Source organism: Pedococcus sp. NPDC057267 (assembly GCF_042668795.1).
Lineage (GTDB): Bacteria > Actinomycetota > Actinomycetes > Actinomycetales > Dermatophilaceae > Pedococcus.
Genome location: NZ_JBHUYG010000014.1, coordinates 16,208 through 35,219 on the forward strand (window position 1 = coordinate 16,208; position 19,012 = coordinate 35,219).

The 19,012-nt window shown below is 70.2% G+C and carries 18 protein-coding genes; 14 read left to right on the forward strand and 4 right to left on the reverse strand.

Annotation, left to right across the window (positions count from 1 at the left end; genetic code table 11):
* Positions 1-58 precede the first annotated feature (58 nt).
* From ACFUC1_RS05240 to ACFUC1_RS05275, 8 genes are all read left to right on the forward strand, one after another.
* Positions 59-745, forward strand: coding sequence for a DedA family protein (locus tag ACFUC1_RS05240; RefSeq protein ID WP_379117330.1), 687 nt, complete (start codon positions 59-61; stop codon positions 743-745).
* Positions 742-1,383, forward strand: coding sequence for a phosphatase PAP2 family protein (locus ACFUC1_RS05245; protein WP_379117332.1), 642 nt, complete (start codon positions 742-744; stop codon positions 1,381-1,383). Before ACFUC1_RS05240 ends, ACFUC1_RS05245 begins: the two co-directional genes overlap by 4 nt.
* Complete coding sequence (locus ACFUC1_RS05250; protein WP_379117334.1) at positions 1,383-2,054, forward strand: DedA family protein; 672 nt, start codon at positions 1,383-1,385, stop codon at positions 2,052-2,054. Before ACFUC1_RS05245 ends, ACFUC1_RS05250 begins: the two co-directional genes overlap by 1 nt.
* A gap of 42 nt (positions 2,055-2,096) precedes the next feature.
* Positions 2,097-2,468 (forward strand): hypothetical protein, encoded by a 372-nt coding sequence (locus ACFUC1_RS05255; RefSeq protein ID WP_379117336.1) that lies wholly within the window; start codon positions 2,097-2,099, stop codon positions 2,466-2,468.
* A 98-nt stretch (positions 2,469-2,566) separates the two neighbouring features.
* Positions 2,567-3,310: an MFS transporter gene (locus ACFUC1_RS05260; RefSeq protein WP_379117338.1), complete on the forward strand. Its 744-nt coding sequence runs from the start codon at positions 2,567-2,569 to the stop codon at positions 3,308-3,310.
* Positions 3,311-3,606: 296 nt separating this feature from the next.
* A complete protein-coding gene (locus ACFUC1_RS05265; RefSeq protein ID WP_379117340.1) occupies positions 3,607-4,017 on the forward strand; it encodes a hypothetical protein in 411 nt (136 codons plus the stop codon).
* A 67-nt stretch (positions 4,018-4,084) separates the two neighbouring features.
* On the forward strand, positions 4,085-4,282 hold the full coding sequence (locus ACFUC1_RS05270) for a hypothetical protein (protein WP_379117342.1): 198 nt from the start codon (positions 4,085-4,087) through the stop codon (positions 4,280-4,282).
* Positions 4,283-4,514: 232 nt separating this feature from the next.
* Positions 4,515-5,246 (forward strand): response regulator transcription factor, encoded by a 732-nt coding sequence (locus ACFUC1_RS05275; RefSeq protein WP_379117344.1) that lies wholly within the window; start codon positions 4,515-4,517, stop codon positions 5,244-5,246.
* Positions 5,247-5,454: 208 nt separating this feature from the next.
* Here ACFUC1_RS05275 and ACFUC1_RS05280 read toward each other — a convergent pair whose 3' ends face one another.
* Complete coding sequence (locus ACFUC1_RS05280) at positions 5,455-6,348, reverse strand: ZIP family metal transporter (protein ID WP_379117346.1); 894 nt, start codon at positions 6,346-6,348, stop codon at positions 5,455-5,457.
* Between the two features lie 684 nt (positions 6,349-7,032).
* Between ACFUC1_RS05280 and efeO the strand changes: the two genes are divergently transcribed.
* Entirely contained in the window at positions 7,033-8,175 is a 1,143-nt protein-coding gene (gene efeO / locus ACFUC1_RS05285; protein WP_379117348.1) for an iron uptake system protein EfeO, read from the forward strand.
* A complete protein-coding gene (efeB, locus tag ACFUC1_RS05290) occupies positions 8,172-9,497 on the forward strand; it encodes an iron uptake transporter deferrochelatase/peroxidase subunit (protein WP_379117350.1) in 1,326 nt (441 codons plus the stop codon). The genes efeO and efeB overlap by 4 nt, the downstream gene beginning before the upstream one ends.
* A gap of 826 nt (positions 9,498-10,323) precedes the next feature.
* On the opposite strand, the gene ACFUC1_RS05295 is transcribed toward efeB, so the two are convergent.
* The gene (locus ACFUC1_RS05295; RefSeq protein WP_379117352.1) at positions 10,324-11,193 is read right to left on the reverse strand and encodes a phosphatase PAP2 family protein; all 870 of its coding nucleotides are present in this window, start codon (positions 11,191-11,193) and stop codon (positions 10,324-10,326) included.
* Between the two features lie 72 nt (positions 11,194-11,265).
* Here ACFUC1_RS05295 and ACFUC1_RS05300 point away from each other — a divergent pair, with 72 nt between their 5' ends.
* Positions 11,266-13,851, forward strand: coding sequence for a cation-translocating P-type ATPase (locus ACFUC1_RS05300; protein ID WP_379117354.1), 2,586 nt, complete (start codon positions 11,266-11,268; stop codon positions 13,849-13,851).
* A 28-nt stretch (positions 13,852-13,879) separates the two neighbouring features.
* Positions 13,880-14,518, forward strand: coding sequence for a Chromate resistance protein ChrB (locus tag ACFUC1_RS05305; protein ID WP_379117356.1), 639 nt, complete (start codon positions 13,880-13,882; stop codon positions 14,516-14,518).
* Between the two features lie 377 nt (positions 14,519-14,895).
* Here ACFUC1_RS05305 and ACFUC1_RS05310 read toward each other — a convergent pair whose 3' ends face one another.
* Positions 14,896-15,960, reverse strand: a complete 1,065-nt coding sequence (locus tag ACFUC1_RS05310) for a ScyD/ScyE family protein (RefSeq protein WP_379117358.1) — start codon at positions 15,958-15,960, stop codon at positions 14,896-14,898.
* A gap of 489 nt (positions 15,961-16,449) precedes the next feature.
* Between ACFUC1_RS05310 and ACFUC1_RS05315 the strand changes: the two genes are divergently transcribed.
* Positions 16,450-17,928, forward strand: a complete 1,479-nt coding sequence (locus ACFUC1_RS05315; protein WP_379117360.1) for an alkaline phosphatase — start codon at positions 16,450-16,452, stop codon at positions 17,926-17,928.
* An 82-nt stretch (positions 17,929-18,010) separates the two neighbouring features.
* On the forward strand, positions 18,011-18,559 hold the full coding sequence (locus tag ACFUC1_RS05320) for a hypothetical protein (protein ID WP_379117362.1): 549 nt from the start codon (positions 18,011-18,013) through the stop codon (positions 18,557-18,559).
* Positions 18,560-18,623: 64 nt separating this feature from the next.
* On the opposite strand, the gene ACFUC1_RS05325 is transcribed toward ACFUC1_RS05320, so the two are convergent.
* A complete protein-coding gene (locus ACFUC1_RS05325) occupies positions 18,624-18,848 on the reverse strand; it encodes a helix-turn-helix domain-containing protein (RefSeq protein WP_379117364.1) in 225 nt (74 codons plus the stop codon).
* Positions 18,849-19,012 lie beyond the last annotated feature (164 nt).

A 19,012-nucleotide genomic window follows, 5' to 3' on the forward strand; every position in this document is an offset into this window, starting at 1 on the left:
CATGGTCGTACCACGTTTATGATGCCTTACCCGGCGTCCAACGCGCGAAAGGCGACGGATGTTCGCACTGGCTCCTGTCCTGGCAGCCCTCCCCACTGGCACCCCCGGACTCAACCCGCTCGACCCCCACAGCCTGCTTGCCACGTTCGGCGCAGTCGGGGTGTTCCTCGTCGTCTTCGCCGAGACCGGGTTGCTCATCGGCTTCTTCCTGCCCGGGGACTCGTTGTTGTTCACGGCCGGGCTGCTGTCCGCGACGGCCGCCACATCCTCTCTGCATCTGTCCTTGCCCGCCGTTCTCGTGGCGGCGGTCGCCGGCGCCCTGCTCGGTGCCCAGACCGGGTACTGGATCGGGCGCGCCGTCGGGCCACGTCTGCTCGACCGTCCCGACCGACCCCGCCTGCAGGCGGCCGTGAGACGGTCCGATGCAGCGCTGCGACGCTACGGTCACGCGAAGGCCATCGTCCTGGCCCGGTTCATCCCACTCGTGCGCACGGTGCTCAACCCCCTTGCCGGGACGGTGCACGTCCCCACCCGGACCTTCACGCTGTGGCAAGCCGTCGGGGGCACCATCTGGGCGCTCGGCGTCACCGTGGCCGGCTACCTCCTCGGGTCCAGCATCCCCGGCATCGACACCTACCTGCTGCCCATCATCGGCTTGGTCGTCGTGCTGTCCCTCATCCCGGTCGCCCGCGAGCTGCGCCGCAGCCGTGGTGGCGGCTCTTCCCAGGAAGGCAACCCCGCGTGAACCAGCTGCGCCACCTCGACGACCGGATCCTGTTCGCAGTCAACGGCTTCGCGCGGCACACCGCCGCCCTCCACGTCCCGGTCCTCGCCTACGCCAAGTACGGCCTGGTCCTCTTCATCGCGCTGCTCGCCGCGGCCCTCGTCGCGGCCAGGCACCGGTCCACCCGCGACCTGGCCGCGACCGGGTGGGCGGCCCTGGCGCCGCTGCTGGCCCTGGCACTGAACCAGCCACTCGGCCACGTGTTCCACGAGGCCCGGCCGTATGCCGCGCACCCGCACCTGCTGCGCCTGGCCGACGTCACCACCGACTTCTCCTTTCCCTCCGACCACGCCGTCATGGCAGGTGCTGTAGCCGCCGGCCTGCTGCTCGCCCACCGCCGCCTCGGATCGCTGGCCGTCGTGGCGGCGCTGCTGATGGCGTTCGCCCGGGTGTACGTCGCCGCCCACTACCCGTGGGACGTCGCCGGCGGGCTCCTGTTCGGCGCCCTCGTGGCGGTCGTGTTCTGGGCGCTGCTGCGCTCCGTCCTCGTGCCGGTCACCGGGTGGCTTCGTCGCCAGCCCGGAGTGCGGGCCGTGTTCTCCGAGCCACGTCCGCCGATCGCCCCCACCCGGCGAGTCGACCCGAGCCCGGTGACCTGATGGGCGGATTCATCCACCACATCCTCGACGCCCCCACCTGGCTCGTGCTGCTCATCGCCGGCGGTGTCGTGTTCGTCGAGGACGCCCTCTTCGTCGGTTTCGTCGTCCCCGGCGAGACCGCCGCCATCCTGGCCGGTGTCGCCGCTCGCCTTGGCCACGCACCGCTGTGGGCAGTCATGGTCACGGTCGTCCTGGCCGCGATCGTGGGCGACAGCGTCGGCTACGAGGTCGGCCGGCACGTCGGCCCGCGCATCTTGGCCTGGTCGGTCCTCGACAAGCGCAGGCAGCGCCTCGACGACGCCCAGGACTTCCTCGCCCGTCGCGGTGGCGCCGCCGTGTTCCTCGGCCGCTGGGTTGCCTTCTTCCGCGCCGTCATGCCCGCGCTCGCCGGCACTGCCCGAATGCCCTACCCGCGGTTCCTGGCCTTCAACGCAGCTGGTGGGCTCGCCTGGGGCGTTGCGGTGGTCCTGGCCGGGTATGCCGCCGGGGCGTCCTATGCCACCGTCGAGTCCAAGCTGGGCAAGGACGGCGCCGTCGTGGTCCTCGCCTTGGCACTGGGCGCCTACGCCGTCCACGCCATCCGCAAGCGGCGACGCGAGGCCGCCGAGTCCGCAGCGAGCGGCACCGCAGGACCCGCCAAGCGGCGCGACGAACCGGCAGACCCCGCATGACCGCGGCCCCCGGTTGAGCTCACCGCCTCCACACTGTCTTCCATGAGCCGAGCAGCTCCCCACCAGGGCCGCCCATCAACTGGCAATAGGCCTCGCACGTGGTCGCCGTGGCGCGGTGTCGTGATGTTCGGCCTCGTCAGCCTGTTCGCCGACATGGTCTACGAGGGCATGCGCTCGATCGCCGGCCCGTACCTCGGCCAGCTCGGCGCCTCCGCGGCGACGGTCGGGCTCATCACAGGCGCTGGGGAGGCGGCAGCCCTTCTTCTGCGCCTGTTTGCCGGAACGGTGGCCGACCGCACGGACCGGCACTGGGCCCTGACCATCAGCGGCTACGCGCTCACGGCCACCTGCGTACCCCTGATCGCCATCGCCCTGCTGTGGGTGCGGGCGGGCTCGCACTCGCTGCTGCGCTGATCCTCGCCGAACGCACGGGTAAGGCTCTGCGCAGCCCCTCCAAGTCAACCCTGCTGGCCTTCGCGTCCCGTTCGATCGGGAGGGGCAAGGGCTTCGGCGTGCACAAGGCCCTTGACCAGGTGGGCGCCTTCAGCGGACCCCTGGTGGTTGCTGGCCTCGCCGCAGTGGCCAACGTCCGAGTCGGTCTCGCGGCCCTGGCGGTTCCCGGAGCCATCGCCATTGCGCTTCTCCTGGTGCTGCGGCGGCGACTGGACACCGGCGAGGCGGTCCACCGCCTTGGGAGCGCGCCGGGCGATGAGCGTCCGGCTGCGACCGAGGCCAGGGTCCGCCTCCCGGCTGCCTTCCACGTCTACGCGACTGCGGCGGCCCTGACAACCGCTGGTCTGTTCACCTTCGGCCTGTTCGGCTTCCACCTCAGCCACGCCCGGCTGGTCACCGTCGCAGCGGTCCCTGTCGTGTATGCCGGCGCGATGGCCGTGGGAGCCGTCGTCGCCCTGGTGGCTGGCCACGCCTTCGACCAGTGGGGCGCCCGAACACTGCTCGTCCTCCCACTGCTGGTCGCCATCGTGCCCGCGCTGGCCTTCAGTCACAGGCTCACGGTCGCCCTCGCCGGCATCGCTGTGTGGGGCGCCGCGAGTGGGCTCCAGGACTCGACCGTCAAGGCATTGGTCGCCGATCTCGCTCCGTCCAGGACGCTCGCCACCGCGTACGGCGTCTTCGCCGCCTACCAGGGCGCCGGCGCGCTGATCGGAGGGGCAGTAGGCGGTGCTCTCTACGCCAACCACCGAACCGCACTTGTCGTGGGTACAGCCCTCGCGATGCTGCTCGCTTACGGCCCCTGACTTGGGCGCTCAATGAGGGTCACCGATCCAGACAGCACGCCGCGACGTAGAAGCAGCCTCTAAACAACCGTCTGGCTCATCAGCTGATCGCTTTCACGTTCACGCGATCCACCATGGGGCCGGCACCCGGCACCCGGCACGAGCCCGGCCGAGCTGCAGTGGTGATCCGTCCGTCGATGCACGACGGTTCCCCGCCACTGATGTGCGACGGGTGGCCTAGGAAACTGAGGGACCGTCCGTGGTCGGTGGAGTGAAAGGGTAGGCCCGTGGACGCGGGCGCGGCTTAGGCTGCGAGCGTGGCCAGGGTCGACGTGGAGGACGACAGCATCAGGCGGTTCGTCGTTCGCCACTACCGGTACGACCCGGTGCGTCACGAACGTCGCCACGTCGTGGTCGCTGCGTTCGACAACGAGGCGGAGTTCCTCGCCTCGATGGAATCGATCCGTGACGACATCGAACGGCGCCGCACCGCGGGGGAGCTAATCGACCCCAACGAGCACGCGTCGGGGACGGTTTACGAGCCGGGCGATCGTCGACGGGCGGCCACCGGGCATCTGATCCGCAGGATGATGGCTCACGGGGTGGACCCCAGACCTTGCATCGACATGGACGACCTGCCGTCGAACATCGTGTTCCTCAGCGCGGACGAAGGCCGTGGCGCTTGGCTAAGGCAGCTGCGGCGAGTGATTCGAGGGTGGCCGCCCTAGGGAAAGATGCCGAACACGACCCACCCTCGAACCCGTCCGGGTTCAGCGGCGGGCATCGAACACCGGCGTGATCATGGTCACCGAGCAGAAGATGGCCCTGGGCCGGACCCACGCCGGCCATACCGTCACCGTGACCGCATCCGAAACCACCATCAGCGTCGACCTCCCCGACGGCGACGACCGCACGTTCCGGCGCACCACCACCGCCGCGGTCCGTAGCCTCAAAGGCCAGCGGCCTCGGACCGCTGACACCTCAGGTTCCTAGGCGAGGTGTTGCACATCAGGTGGCAGACATCCGTCGCACGTCATCTGGCACAGCTCACGCCGAGTTCGGCCGCCCTGCCCTGTGTGGTGGCTGGGCCATGGTGGAGTCCGGAGGCTCGCCCACGTAGTTTCTCGCCCCTTCCAAAGGCGCTCAATGGACACGACCTCGACGTCATAGGGAGTGCACAGGCGGAACGAAGGTGGCGTACAGGCGTTCCCATGAACCTGCCGCAATGGTGACATCGTCGACGTCAGTTCGCGCTTCGCTGGGCTCGGACTCTCCGGTTCGCGTGCTCGTCGTCGACGACGAGAGCAACCTCACCGAGCTGCTCTCGATGGCGCTGCGGTACGAGGGGTGGGAGGTGCGCACCGCCGCCAACGGCCAGCAGGCCGTGCGGGTCGCGCGCGAGTTCCAGCCCGACGCCGTCGCCCTCGACATGATGCTGCCCGACTTCGACGGCCTCGAGGTGCTGCGCCGCATGCGCGGCGACAACGCCAACATCCCCGTCCTGTTCCTCACCGCCAAGGACGCCGTCGAGGACCGCGTCGCCGGCCTCACCGCCGGCGGGGACGAGTACGTCACCAAGCCGTTCAGCCTCGAGGAGGTCGTCGCCCGGCTGCGCGCGCTCATGCGCCGCACGGCCGTCGTCGCCGACGAGTCGTCCTCGATGCTCGTCGTCGGCGACCTCACCATGGACGAGGACAGCCACGAGGTCACCCGCGGCGGCGAGCAGGTCCAGCTCACCGCGACCGAGTTCGAGCTGCTGCGCTACCTCATGCGCAACCCCAAGCGGGTGCTCTCCAAGGCCCAGACCCTCGACCGCGTCTGGAACTACGACTTCGGCGGCCAGGCCAACGTCGTCGAGCTCTACATCTCCTACCTGCGCAAGAAGATCGACGCAGGACGCGAGCCCATGATCCACACCATGCGCGCCGTCGGGTACGTCCTCAAGCCCACGTCATGAGCCCTGCTGCTGGCCGGGGCATGAAACAGCAAGGTTGTCCAAGCGAACCTTTCGCGGCCGATATGCCCAGGGCCCCGACCATGAGTCGAGCGCGCGCTGACAGCCCACCGACCCATCACCAAGCCGTCAAGTCGCCTGAGTGATCGCAGCCGGGTGCAGGTTTGGCCCTCGAACCGACCTGACTGGGCCGCTATCGGGCTTGGCAGCCTCAAGCACCCCCGGCGGTGACGACCGCGTCGGTCGCGAAGCCCGCGACCATGCCGAGCAGAAGGCCGTACGCAAGCAGGTCGGCCCGCTTGCTGCGCGCAGCCACACCGAGAAGCTGCGTGATGACGTAGATGATGGAGCCGGCCGCGAGGGTCAAGAACACCACGCTGAGGGGCTCGCTGATGAACCCGTGGCCGACTGCCGCTCCGACGAACGTCGGTCCGCCGCCGATCAGGCCCAGACCGAGCAGGAACGGCCACGACGGGCGACGCCGCGTGCCGTCGGGCGCGATGTCTCCGGCCAGGGGGCCCGTGATGCCGAAGCCCTCGGTCGCGTTGTGCAGGGCAAAGCCAATGACCAGCAACGTGGCGAGGGCGATCTCGCCACGTGCGGCAGACTGCCCAATGGCCAGGCCTTCGGCGAAATTGTGGAGGCCGATGCCGACCGCGATGAGCAACGCGAGCCGACGCGCCACGGACCACGACGCGATCCCGATCGGTCGCTTCGTGCCGTTGACCTGAAAGGCGCCCAGGTCCTCAGATTCCGACGCCGAGTTCGACGACAAAGTTCGCCGGGCGGTGAGCCTGCCGATCCAGCCCTCGTAAGCCACCAGGGACAGAAGGCCGATGGCGAGTCCACCGACAAAGAGCGCGCCGTAACCGGAGACCGCGGACAGGTTGCCGCCGCCGTCGTGCACCTTGGCCAGCGCGGCGTCGATGGGCTCCCAGGCGTGGGACAGCACGTCCCAGACCAGGAAGAGCAGCACCCCGACAGCGATGGCATTAAGCACCGCCCGTAGGGCCGGCGCGGGGCGACGCAGTCGCCCTATGGGCAGTCCAAGCACGATGGTGGCACCCGCGATGAAACCGAGCACCAGCGTGCGGCCGAGTCCCACGACAACTCCTTCGACGACCGAATGAACCGGCTTGAAGTTAGGTCAGGCTTACCTAACTGGTCAAATGCTGGGAGTCCCGGCCCCATGGAGCGTGGTGAGCGCGAGTCGGTACGCCCGCCGTGTCGGCGGCCGAGTGTGGTCCTTTGCGCTGGGCGGCCATCACGACGAGCTCATCGCAGCGGCAGGCGGCTCGATAGGAACGCCCGGCGGAGCTGCTGATCACGCGAGGCAGATTGGCCCAGCGTGAACTCATGGCGGCCGTGGCAGCGACGCAGCGCGCACTCGCGCCTGGGGGTCTGCTGATGTTGCGGCCGGCCCTTGACGAGGGCGACGTGACGCGCCTCGGCGCAGTTCCGGACGTTGCCGGCTGTCCCGGCTGTGTCAAGTGGCTGGTGCACAGGTGTCATTCAGCGCAAGACGCTCGGCGGGCAGCCTTCGAGCTTGCGGCGTGCGCCGAGGGCCGCGACCCGCACCCAGCCCATCGGTCCGGGCGTGCACCCGCCGCCCGTGGTCGGCGCCGCGCTCCGCCTCGACCGACATCTAGCCTGACGCCGCCAGGCACGCGCGATCTCCACCTCGGGCGGAGATAGGAGAGTTTGACAAGGGTATTTAGGTAAGCCTTACCTTACTCGCGTTGCAAGCTCTGCACCGGCCGCCGCACCGGCCCCGTTCACCAGGAGAACCATGCCCCAGCGCCCTCACGTCGCCGTCCTCACCGGTGCCGCCCTCGCGCTCACCGTGACCGCCTGTGGCCAACCAGCTGACCCGGGGAAGGCCAGCTCAAGCAGCGTCGATGCGATCGCCGTCGCCGCCGGCGACACCACCTGCGATGTGGCGCGCACCAGCGCCGCTGCCGGAGCTCTCGAGTTCACGGTGCACAACGCCGGCAGCAAGGTCACCGACTTCTACCTGTACGGTGACGGCGACCACGTCATCGGCGAGGCCGAGCGCATCGCCCCAGGGCGCACCCGAACCCTGCATGTGCAGGTAGCCGACCCCGGCACCTACCAGACCGCGTGCAAGCCCGGCATGCGTGGCAACGGCATCCGCAGCGACTTCACCGTCACCGGCGCCACGTCGACGGCCGCCCCCGACGTCAAGATGGACGTCGCCGTCACCGAGTACCAGGGGTTCGTGGCCACCCAGGCGGACGTGCTACTCGAGCGCACCACGTCCTTCGTCGCAGCAGTCAAGGCCGGCGATGTCGCCCGCGCCAAGGCTGAGTACCCGCTGGCGCGTGGCCCGTGGGAGCGGATCGAGCCAGTGGCGGAGTCCTTCGGCGACCTCGACCCGCGCATCGACGGACGAGAAGACGTCATCGCCGAAGGCCAGAAGTTCACCGGCTTCCACCGGCTCGAGAAGGACCTGTGGGCCGGCGGGCTCAAGGCTGACTCCTCAGCCGTGGCCGACCAGCTGCTGGCCGACGTGACCCAGATCGTGGGCAAGGCCAAGCAGGTCCGGCTGAACCCGCTCCAGCTGGCCAACGGCGCCAAGGGCCTGCTCGATGAGGTCGCCACCGGCAAGATCACCGGGGAGGAGGACCGCTACTCCCACACCGACCTGTTCGACTTCGACGAGAACGTCAAAGGTGCCAAGGCAGCCATCGACGCGCTGCGACCCGTGCTGAAGGAACGAAACCCAGCCCTGCTCACCCAGGTCGACTCCAAGTTCACCGCCCTGGAGGGCGAGCTCGACCGCTACCGCACCGACACCGGCTTCCGGCTGTACACCGAGCTGACCCCGGCACAGGTCAAGGGCCTGTCCGTTGCGGTCGACGCAGTGAGCGAGCCGCTGTCCAAGGTGGCCGGCGTCGTGGCAGCCCAGTGAACGGCGGCACGACCCCAACGGCGTCCGCCGCACGGGACTCTGCTTCGCAGTCGGCAACCGGGCGGGTGACGCGTCGGGGGCTCCTGTCGGTAGGGGCGGGGGCCGCAGCTGTCGGCTTGGTTGCCGGCGCCGGTGGAGCGCACGCGATGGACCGGGCGGCGTCCGTGTCCGGGCAGGGCAGCGGGGGCGGCAACGGCGTCGTTCCGTTCCGAGGTGCGCACCAGGCCGGCATCATCACCCCGGCGCAGGACCGGATGCACTTCGTCGCCCTCGATGTCGTGACCAAGGACCCGAACGAGCTCCGCGCCATGCTGGCGGAGTGGACCCGGGCGGCCGAGCGCATGGTCGCCGGTGAGCAGGCGGCCCCCGGCGGGGTCGTTGGTGGCGGCCCCTACCAGGCGCCAGCGGACACGGGCGAGGCGTACGACCTCGACGCCTCCGGGCTCACCATCACCATCGGGTACGGCCCCACCCTGTTCGACGACCGTTTCGGCCTGGGCTCGCGCCGACCCGTAGCCCTGCAGCCACTGCCCGCATTCGCCGGCGATCAGCTCGAGGACGCCCGCAGCGGCGGCGACCTGTGCATCCAGGCGTGCGCGGACGACCCCCAGGTTGCGGTGCACGCGGTCCGCAACCTCATCCGGCTCGGTTTCGGCACCGTCGCGGTCCGCTGGAGCCAGCTCGGGTTCGGGCGCACCTCCTCCACGAGCCGCGCCCAAAGGACGCCGCGAAACCTGTTCGGCTTCAAGGACGGAACCAGCAACATCAAGGCCGAGGACACCGAAGACCTCGACCGGCACGTCTGGGTTCACCCCGGCGACGACCCCGGCCGGGGCTGGATGGCAGGCGGGACGTACCTGGTCGCTCGGCGGATTCGCATGCACATCGAGGTGTGGGACCGCACCTCCCTGGCCGAGCAGCAGGACGTCATCGGCCGGGACAAGGCCGAAGGGGCACCGTTGGGCCGCAAGGGCGAGTTCGACGCCCCGGACTTCCACCGAACAGGCACTGACGGTCAGCCGGCCATCCCAGTGCGCGCGCACGTCCGACTCGCCCACGAAAGCCAGCTCGGCGGTATCCGCATCCTTCGCCGCGGGTACAACTTCACCGACGGCAGCGACGGCCTCGGCCATCTTGACGCCGGCCTGTTCTTCGTCGCGTTCATGCGCGACCCCCACCATCAGTTCGTCCCCATGCAACGCGCGCTGGCTGCCAAGGACGGGCTCAACGAGTACGTCGAGCACACCGGCTCAGCCCTCTTCGCCGTCCCACCCGGACTCAGCGCAGGCCTGAACTGGGCCGACCAACTGTTCGCGCCATGATTCCCGGTGCGGCTTAGGCCAACTGTGCTCGTCGTGGGCGGCGACTGTGCTCTGGGAAGGCCCGGCATCAGCCCTTCCGGACGCCGGGATGGTTCGCTCACCGAGCGCGCCCCACGAATGCCTCGGCTGGAGGTCAAACCTGACTCGCTCGAGAGCGGTCGACTGGTCGTGCCCGCCCGGCGCCCAAACGGTTCGAGGCTTAGCCGGCTCCTCGCGCATTCCGACCCGCGACTGGCGCCGTGGGCAGCCTTCGCGCCCATGTGTGGGTACGCCGCCGTCGACCTGCTGGCGCCGCCGCGAGCCCTCCGAGACACCAGGCCTCACCACCCCGCGCCTGTCAGCATGGATACGTCGCTTAGCGGTCCAGCACTGTCCCAGTCGTCGCACCAGCGGCCGCCCTCAGGGCCCGTTGGTGCGACGACCGCCCTGCAGTCCCTGTAGCCCAGAGCGTCCCTTTCCACCGATGATGCCCCTCAGTCCCTCGCCTCGACCTCCCTCATAAGGGTGAGCCGCCGATGGTGCGGATGCGCCAGTGAAGGAATGCGCGGCTGACCTACGCTGGCCCCTTCCGTGGCCCGCAGGCACCCCTCGGCCTGACCGGGCCGCGGTTGCGCCCCCACCGCAACCCCTGAGCGGTGGGGGCGCCCTTCGCCCCTTCGCCCGCCTGCTGACCGCGGCGCCGAGCCGAGTGACTCGCCGGAATGAAGGGCAGCCATGTCCCGCGACGCGCGCTGCGTGTCGCCAAGGCACCGCGTGCACTGGTCGAACAGCAAGGCGGTCGTGGCCGGCGAACCACCCACAAACCACGCCGTAACGCCGCACGCGCTCACCGGTCGGTTGGTGTGGCCGCCGTCGTGGGTGGCCGGTCTGGTGCAGGCTCGTCGGGTGCGGGCCCGTCCAGCCAGCGCACCGCCGGGATGTCGATGAGGGCGCCCGCGGCCCAACCGCCGACGACGTCGGTGACCCAGTGGTACCCGAGCACCACGGTGCACACTCCGACCACGCCTGCTGCGGCCGACGCCGCCGTCAACGCCCATCGACGCGGGTGGTGGCGATCCCCGAGGAGGGCAGCGGCGAGGACCAGGCACACGACCGCGGTGGCGGCGTGTCCTGAGGGGAAGGAGTGTCCACCGTCGAGGACAGAGTTCTCCCCAGCGCGCGGCGCGGTACGACCCACGAGGACTTTCAGCAGCCAGATGGACACGCTCATCAGGACCATCGCAGTGCCGGTCACGACGACGGGGCGCACCTGGCGCTGTTGGATGCCGCGCCACACCGCCAGGCCCGTGGCCACGGTGCCCACCAGCCAGAACTGGCCGCCCATGACCAGGATGCGCGCGCTGACGTGCTCGATGCCGGTTGTGTCGAACGCGGTGAACCACGGCAGCGTGAGGGCATCGACTCCTCGCGTGAGACCAGTGAGCACCCCGACGGTGATGACGGTGAGCGGGACCGCGCAGGCCGCCCAGTTGGTGGTGATGGGCCGGCGGGTCGGGCGCAGCTGGACCAGCAAGGTCCACAGCACCGACCGCGTGGCGGTGCGACGCGCCAGGGTTTGCGCGCGCGCCGCTGCGGGGTCCCGGATGAACTCGGTCAGCCGCTGCTCGGCCACGGTCGCCCACACGACCATGCCGAAGATGACGACGAAGGCCACCACGACGAGCTCGCCAATGTCGTCGTACTCGGTCAGCCGCACCCGCAGCAGTGTACGGCGGCTGATGTCACGTCCGTAACAATCGCCTCTGGCCGGTGTTACGGTCGTTACATCATGGATAACTTGGCTGACGCGTCCGTCCCCGCTGCCACGCCTGCTGCCGCCGAGGCGTGGCATGCGCTGTCACCGCCGCAGGCACTCGAGCGCCTTCAGACCACTGCGGGCGGCCTGAGCGGAGAGCAAGCAGGCAAGCGGTCGCGCCGGTACGGGCCGAACCTTGCCAAGCTGCCCAAACGCGAGTGCTGGCTCGAGGAGTTCGGCGAGTCCTTCACCGAACCCCTCCAGCTCCTGCTCGTCGGGGTCGCCGTCCTCAGCTTCATCTTCGGTGAAGTCGTCGACGCCCTGGCCATCGCCGCCGTCATTCTGCTCGCCGCCGCGGTGGAGACGTCCACGGAGATGCGCGCCCAACGGTCCGTCGAGGCGCTGCACGAGATGACCGCTCCCACTGCGCGTGTGCTTCGTGACGGCGCCGCACGGACCATCCCCGCCGCTGACGTCGTCCCCGGCGACGTCCTGCTGCTGGAGGCGGGCGACCTCGTTCCCGCCGACGCGCGCGTCCTGACCGCGTCCGCACTGACCAGCGCCGAGGCGTCCCTGACCGGCGAACCCGGCTCCGTGCCCAAGTCCGCCGAACCGGTCGACCTGGGCGCCGGGGTGGCGGACCGGTCCAGCGTCATGCACGCCGGGTCCCTGGTCACCGGTGGGACCGGGACCGCGGTCGTGTACCAGACCGGGGCGGGGACTGAGGTCGGGAAGGTCGCCGCCTTGACCGCGGGGCAACGTGAACCCGTCACGCCGTTGCAGCTGGGCATGGCGCGCGTGGCCAAGCTCGTCCTGGTCTTCGCGGTGGCGGTCTCCGTGGGGGTGCCGGTGCTCGGGTGGGTGCTGGGTCAGCCGGTCAAGGAGATGGTGCTGACCGCATTGTCGATGGCGTTCGCAACCGTGCCCGAGGAGCTACCCGTCCTGGTCACCGTCCTGCTAGCCGTCGGCGGAAGGGCCTTGGCGCGCCGCGGGGCGCTCCTGCGCCGCATGTCGGTGGGCGAGGCCATCGGGTCGGTCACCACGCTGCTCACCGACAAGACCGGCACCTTGACCCGCAACGAGCTCACCGTCACCGACGTGCAGGGCGACCCCACCGCTGTCATTCGCGCCGCGCTGGCCGCCCAGGGCGCCGGAGCACCGCCCGGCACCGGCGTGCGCGAGCCGCTCGAGCAGGCCATCGCCGCCCGAGCCGACCAGCTGGGCCTGCCGAGCCCCCTGACCGACCCTGGGGCGGTCGTCCTCGCGGCGTGGCCGTTCGACCAGGCATCACGGCTGCGGGTCACCGCCTGGCGCGACCCCGGCGGGCAGGCCATGGTCGCGGTGGCCGGTACCGCTGAGGCCGTGCTGACTGCCTGCCACCGGAGCGAGCAGGAGGCTTGGGCGTCCCAGGTCAGCCAGGCCCTGGAGGGCGGGCACCGCACCATCGGCTACGCCACCGGCCCCCACCCGCACGATGCAACCACGACTGCCGGTGCCGACAGCCAGCCAGACCTGGGCGCAGACCTGCGCATGGTTGGTCTGGTCACGTTCACCGACCCGGTCCGCGAAGGGGTGCCCGAGGCGGTCACCGAGCTGCACGAGGCCGGCATCGCGACCATCGTCGTCACCGGCGACCACCCGTCGGCCGGTCGCGCAGTCGCCCGCGCCGCCGGGCTGCCCGACGGGCCCACCTTCACCGGTGGGGAACCCCTGGCCGGGCGGGGCGATGCGGACCTGGTGACGGACCTGGTGCACGGGACTGTGGTCGGCCGGTGCACCCCAGCCGACAAGCTCCGCCTCGTGCGCCTCCTACAGGGCCGAGGGCAGGTGGTGGCCGTCACCGGCGACGGCGTCAACGACGCCCCAGCCTTGTCCGCCGCCGACGTCGGCATCGCCATGGGTGCGCGCGGAACGCAGATGGCGCGGCAGGCAGCCGGGCTGGTGCTCACCGACGACGCGTACCCCACCGTCGCCGCCGCCGTGGAGAAGGGGCGCAGCATCTTCTCCCAGCTGCGCCGCGGCGTGTCGTTCTACCTCGGCGCCAAACTCGCCCTCGTGACGGCGATGGTGGCCGCGGTCCTGGCGGGGCTGCCTGTCCCGTACGCGCCGGTGCAGATCGTGCTGCTCGAGCTGTTCATGGACGTAGGTGCGTCGTTGGCGTTCGTGTCCGAACCCGGCGCGCCGGCAGCGATGCGCCAACCCCCGCGCCCGCGCAACGCGTCCTTGGTCGACGGCGCGTTCATCACCGCCACCATCATGGTCGGGGTCGTCCTCGGCTCAGCCGCCACCGTCGCCTACCTGGCCTCCTCCGCGGTCGGGGCGAGCACCGGGCAAGCCCGGTGCTCCGCCCTGGTGGTCTGGTTGGTCGGGCACGTTGCCGTGGCCTGGTCGCTGCGGGCACGGCCCGGTCTGCCCTGGCGCGACAACCCGTACTTCCCGCTGTGGGCGTTCGCCGCCGCCGCGGTCGCCGCCCTGGCGGCGTGGACACCGGCAGCGGCACTGGTCCGCACCGAGCCGCTGGTCCAGGCGCAAGTTCCGTACGTGCTCGCTGCCGTCGCCGGGTGCGCCCTGCTGGGGTGGCTGGCATGCCCCGTCCTCGGCACCGGCACCGACCTGTAGAACGGCGATCGCTGTGTACGGTCGAGGCATGGCACGCCCGCGTTCCTCCTGGCTGCTGGTGGCCCTGTCCACCGCCGGCGCTCCGCCCTCAACCAGGGTGACCGCGTGGCGCAAGCTGCGGTCACTGGGGTCGCTGTACCTGCAGCAGTCGGTCTGCATGCTCCCGACCGGCGAAGCAACCCGCGCCGCCGTCGACGCCTTGGCCACGCGCGTGCGCGCCGAAGGCGGCACTGCCCGCGTCGTCGAGGTGACCGTCACCGACACCGCCGAGCACGACGCGCTCGTCGCTGAGCTCCAAGAAGCGCGGGACGCCGAATACGAGGAGGTCCTGGCACGACTCCCCGCGTTCTTCGCCGAGCTCGAAACCGAGACCGCGCGCGGGCGCACCACGTACGAAGAACTCGAGGAAAGCGAAGCCGACCTCGACCGGTTCCGCGCCTGGGTCGCCAAGATCGAGACGAGGGACTACTTCACCGCACCGCGCGGTCAGGCGGCACGCGCAGAGCTCGGCCGCGCCGAAGCCGCCCTCGCCCAGTTCGCCACCGCCACCATGGACGCCGAGAACGTCCAGCAGAGCTCACCGCAGGCTCCCGCGGTAGCCAAGTCTGCAAGTCGAGCTCGCGGCCGCCGGGCGCGGCTGGAGTCGGTGCAGCCGCCCACGGACTGACCTTCCCGCCGTACTGCACCGGGACCGACTGAGGCGGCAGGGGCGGGTGCGTCCGCTGTCTGTCCAGGGCGCGTGACGGTTCCTGCAGCGATGCCACGGGCGTGGCGCCGCCCCGGCAGGGGTGAGGGGAACGTCAGGGGCGCCCCTGCCCGGGCAGCAGCCCGCAGCCTAGGAGCCTGCTACGCCCGTAACAACCCTGCGAGTGCACCGGCCGGTTGCGATGCCGCGATTCCGGCCGGCGGTGACCCTGAGAGCGGCGGCGTTCGCGACTGCGGGGTTGGGCTCGACGAAGCTCCCTGCTGCGGCCCCCGAGCGCCAACCGGGGGCCGCAGCTGTGATGGGCACGCTCGGGCCTGTGAGCCGACGAGCGCCGCAGGTCAGCTGGTGGCGATGCGGACGACTTCGCCGGTCGGGCCGCCGTGGTTGTCGGCCGGCATGATGCTCCAGTTCGACACGTACACGCCGCCGTTGTGGAAGGCGAAACCGGACGGGAAGAACAACGAGCCTGCCCCCAGGACGGTGCGCTGACCGGACGGGGACACCTTGACCACGTCACCTGCAGGGTCGGGCCCGAACATGCCGTGGGCCTGGAACTCGGTAGCGTAGAAGTTGCCGCCGGTGTCGAACCCGCAGCCTTGGATGCCGGTGAAACCGGTCCACTTGACCGCGGCGTGGCCGCCTGCGATGCGCCAGACGCGGGCGTGCCCGGGCGCGTAGTCACCGCCCAGGAGCTCACCGACGTACAGCGAACCGTCGGGGGCGGTGGCCACGCAGGTGGGCACCGCGTCGGTGATGGAGCCGGGCGGGGTGTTGAGGTAGGCCAGCGTGGTCACGGTGCCGTGGCGGTCGACCTTGGCGATGAGGTTGGCGCCGGCGTCGGCGACGTAGTGCGTCGTGCCTTGGGTGTCGAGGCCGTTGGGGTTGGCGTCGGGGAACTGGTCGGGCTGCAGGTCCTTGTGGGCGCTGGTCCACGCGTAGTCGGTGTCGCCGGTGGACGCCACCGCGGTCCAGCCTGAGCCTGTGAGGGCGATGGTGCGGCCGAGCTGGGCGCGGGCGGCCTGGACGACCGGGTCGCCGGCTGGTGCCTGCGGCGGGATGGCGGAGGTGTTGCCGCCGAACTGGGCGTAGGTGCGGTTGCCCTGGGTGGCCACCGCGACCGCGCCTTCGGCGCCCGTGCCGTCACTTCCGGCGATGGAGAACAAGTGGTCCACGACGGTGGAGACCTGACCGGCGGACAAGCGGCTGATGCGCCCGGTGAGGCCGGCGCAGCTCTCGCCGCCGCTTTCGGGGTCGACCCCCAGGCACAGGGTGCCGCCGTGGCCGGCCTCGGCGATGTACAGGTCGCCGTGCGGGCTGAACGCGAGCCCGCGCGGGTTGTCGAGGTTCCGGGCGACGACGGTGACGCCGCCGGCCCCGGTCGCGGCGTCGGCGGGCACAGCCATCAGGCCAACGCCGGCGAGCGCGGCCGCAGAGACCGCCGCCACGTGACGAAGGCGGCGCCGACCTGTGAAGGCGAGTGACGACATAGAAGTCTCCCTTGGTCGAAATGAACGCAAGGAGTCTTCTCGCGAAGTTCGAGCGGCGCCTCAGCCAAACGGATTACGCAGCCCGCACCGGGTCCTCCGGTCCCTGACCACCGTCCGTGGCGTCTGTCCCCCTGGACAGGTGAGCAATGGAGAGCTGCTCTGGCGGCACACGCCGGCCACGGGCGGGAGCAGGCGGACCGCTGGTCAGCCGGCCGTGAGCACCATCCGTGCAGGCGTCCATGCCCAAGACCGGTGACCCGGTGGTGTCGGACCTCCGATGGCTGCACGGTGTTCACTTGGCCGTCATTTCCATGGCATCGAGCCACATGAGCACGCTCCTAGGTTGAGCGTGGCGCCGCTGGTGGCGCCTTTGGGAACTGTGAAGGGATTCTCATGCGAAGTTCGATGAAGGCAGCTGGTGCTGCCCTAGGAGTGGTTGCGGTCGTCGCCGGTGCCGCTGCGTCCGCAGCTGCAGCTCCGGCAGTTGACAGCAACGACGGCCGGGTCAAGAACGTGATCTACCTGCTCGGCGACGGCATGGGCCGCACCCATGTCGACGCAGCCCGACTGCGCTACTACGGCGCGAACGGCAAGCTCAACATGGAGCAGATGCCGGTCGTCGGTCAGAACGCCACCTACGCGGTGGAGAAGAACTCGGGTCAGCCGGGTCAGCCCGACTTCAAGCCCAACCTGGTGACCGACTCCGCGTCAGCGGCCACCGCGTGGTCCTCCGGGGTCAAGACCTACAACGCCGCACTCGGAGTGGACGCCAAGGGCAAGGTCGTCCCCACCGTGATGGAGCTTGCCAAGAACGCCGGGTACGCCACCGGCAACGTCTCCACCGCGGAGATCACCGACGCCACCCCCGCCGGTCAGTTCAGCCACGCGCTGGCCCGCGGATGCCAGGGGCCGTCGTACAGCGCATCCTCGTGCCAGGACCTGGCCGTCACGGGGCAGGCGCTGCCCACGACCGACGTCCGGGTCATCCCCATCGCCAAGCAGATCGCGCGCAACGGCACCGCCGACGTCATCCTCGGTGGCGGTCTGTCCCGCTTCGACGCTGCGGACGAGGACGCCCTCAAGGCTCAGGGCTACGACGTCCTCTCGTCGCCGACCACGCAGACAGTCGCGACTCGCTCGGACCTGCAGGCCGCAAAGGCTCAGAAGGTGTTCGGCCTGTTCAACAAGGGCAACCTGACGATCGAGAAGTTCAAGCGGGAGAACCCGAGCGCTCCCCAGGCTGCAGAGCCCTCACTGCCCGAGATGACGTCCAAGGCGATCGACCTGCTCAAGGACCGCAGCTCCAAGGGCAACGGCTTCTACCTCCAGGTCGAGGGCGCCCTCATCGACAAGCGGTCCCACGCCAACGACGCGGCCCAGACGCTGGAGGAGACCAAGGCCTTCGACGACGCGGTGAAGGTCGCGCTGGACTTCGCCAAGCGTGACGGGCACACCCTGGTCATCGTCACCGCGGACCACGAGTGCGCCGGCTTCAACATCATCGAGAAGGGCACGTTCACCAACGCCGAGGCTGCGGCGCCGCCCACGAACAACGACGGCGGCAACCCGGCCAACAACTCCGCGACGCTGCGGACGAGCGGCAACGTCAAGGACCCGTCCCGGTCCACGGGACCGATCAACGGCTCGGGTGCCGGCAACGTCAAGAACTTCGCCCCGGCCACTTTCCGCACGGCCGACGACCCCAGGGGCGTCACGGACGGAAGCACCGAGGCCAGCCTGTGGCTCACCTACCTGTCGGGCAACCACACCGGGGCGGACGTGCCGGTCTTCGGCTACGGGCCCTCCTCGGAGAAGGTCTCCGGCGAGATCGACAACACCGACCTGTTCGACATCGTCGGCGACGCCCTCGGCGTCACCAAGTAGCACGCGCTAGGCCGGCAGGCCCGGGACTGGGCGTCATGCCCACCCCGGCCCGCCGGCGTAGCCGAAGGACAGGACGCGACACATGCGCACCAACCACATCGCCCTCACCGCCGCAGCGCTTGCCCTCGCGGGGCTGTTCGCGGCCGGCTGGGCACTCTCTCCGCTACGAGCACCGCAGAACAGCCACAAGGCGGGTACAGCGGAACCTGCGGTCGCCCGGACGTCCTTTCCGGGACTGGTCGCGGCCTCCGCCGAGCCGAGGCTGGCGTCACTGGGCCGCCTGACCCCGGCCAAGGGTCAGGTAGTACAGGCGCCCGGCCCATTCGACGAGCGCTTCAGCATGCGTGACCTCACCTTCAACGGGTCGAGTGTGAGCGGGTCAGCTACCATCACCAGCGACGTCAGCGACATCCTCGAGCTCGAGGCTCTCGCCGGGTTCTACGACGCGGACGGACACCTGGTCGGAACGGCGCGGTTCACGTACCACCACGACGAGTCCGCCGGCCACCCGGACCTCTCCGCGGGCCACACGCCCAACGAGCTGGAAAAGTTCAGCATCGCGGTACCCGCCAACGTGCGCGGCGACGCGGTCGCCGCCGCTGTGGGCGTGTCAGTGCTCGTCAACGAGTAAGTCCGATCGCGGCATCTCCGGACGTTCGTAGGCGGGTCTTGTGGCGGCAGTCTGGGGGTTCAAGTCATGTGTCCGGGCGCAGGATGTCCCCGACTTGGCAGTCCAGGACGTCGCACATTGCGGTAAGGGTTGAGAAGCGGACGGCCTCGGCGTGGTTGTTCTTGAGCACAGATGGGTTCACGATCGAAACGCCGACACGTTCCGCGAATTCGGTGAGGGTCATGGCGCGAGCCGCGAGGACCCTGTTGAGGTCGCAGGTGGCCGTCGAAGGGCCCGGCTGGCGGCTCACACCAAGCCCTCGAGGTGCTCACGCATAGACACGCCGCGCCGCCACGACTGCGAGGACTAAGACGGCCAGGCCGACACCGAGTGGCGCTACGCGTCGTCCGAGCGGCATGAGGGGACGTGAATCCGAGTGCCAGGGAAGCAGGTCGCACATCCGATTGATCGGCC